The 1,024-nt window shown below is 68.7% G+C and carries 3 protein-coding genes; all 3 read left to right on the top strand.

Going from position 1 to position 1,024, the window contains the following annotated elements:
• The coding region (locus AB0H57_RS32875; RefSeq protein WP_357512652.1) for an SRPBCC domain-containing protein at positions 1–359 on the top strand (359 nt) is incomplete at its 5' end.
• Positions 360–369: 10 nt separating this feature from the next.
• On the top strand, positions 370–750 hold the full coding sequence (locus tag AB0H57_RS32880) for a VOC family protein (protein WP_357512655.1): 381 nt from the start codon (positions 370–372) through the stop codon (positions 748–750).
• Positions 747–1,022, top strand: a complete 276-nt coding sequence (locus AB0H57_RS32885; RefSeq protein ID WP_357512657.1) for a DUF1905 domain-containing protein — start codon at positions 747–749, stop codon at positions 1,020–1,022. The genes AB0H57_RS32880 and AB0H57_RS32885 overlap by 4 nt, the downstream gene beginning before the upstream one ends.
• Positions 1,023–1,024 lie beyond the last annotated feature (2 nt).

Genomic DNA, 1,024 nt, shown 5'->3' on the forward strand with positions numbered 1-1,024 from the left:
CCGAGGGATCGAGGTTCACCCTCGACCATCCCGGCGCGGAACGCCCGCTCGCCGAAGGGCAGAACCTGGTGGTGGACCCGCCCTACCGGCTGGTGCAGTCAATGCGGACGCTGTGGTCCGACGCCGCCGAGCAGCAGGGCACCACCCGCGTGACCTGGAAGATCGAGCCCGTCGGGGACGCCTGCCGGCTCACCGTCACCCACGACCAGCTGGCAGGCGACGCGCCGCCGGAGCTGTACGGCGGCTGGCCGATGGTGTTGTCCGGGTTGAAGACCTGGCTGGAGACGGGGCGCACACTCACCACTCCCGGCTCGCTGATGTACGGCGACACGGCCTCGACCAGTCGTGACCACACCTGAGGAGATCACCATGTCCACGATCACCGACGTCCGCACCATCGGCATCACCGTCGCCGACCAGGATCAGGCGCTTGCGTTCTACCGCGACACCCTCGGATTTGAGGTCCGCCTCGACGGCATGGCCGGCTCGACGCGGTGGCTGGAGGTCGCGCCGCCGAGCGCACGAGTGTCGCTGGCGCTGACCGCCTCCTCCGCCGCGACTGCGCAGCGGGAGACCGGGATCCGGTTTACCGTCCCGGACGCCGCTGCCGAGCACACCGCGTTGCGTGGACGAGGTGTCCGGGTCGGCGAGCTGCTGCGCTGGCCGAACGTGCCGCCAATGTTCACCTTCGACGACCCGGACGGGAACCAGTTCATCGTCGTTGAGCAACCGAATGGCGGCACGCGATGAGCACCCCGCTGGACCACACGTTCACCGCCATCCTCCAGCGCAGCGACGCCAAGGGCGGCTGGACCTACGTGCGCACCGACTGGACGGCGGCGTACTTCGGCACCCGCGGCCTGGTCAAAGTCACCGGCACCATCGACGGCCACCCCTTCGAAGCGGCATTCATGGCCCTGGGAGACGGGACCCACAAGCTCGCGGTCACGGCGGAGCTCCGCCAAGCACTCAGAAAGGACGTCGGAGACGAGATTACCGTCCACCTCACCCAACGTCGCTAAGA

It is taken from the genome of Micromonospora sp. NPDC050686 (assembly GCF_040654475.1).
Taxonomy (GTDB): domain Bacteria; phylum Actinomycetota; class Actinomycetes; order Mycobacteriales; family Micromonosporaceae; genus Micromonospora.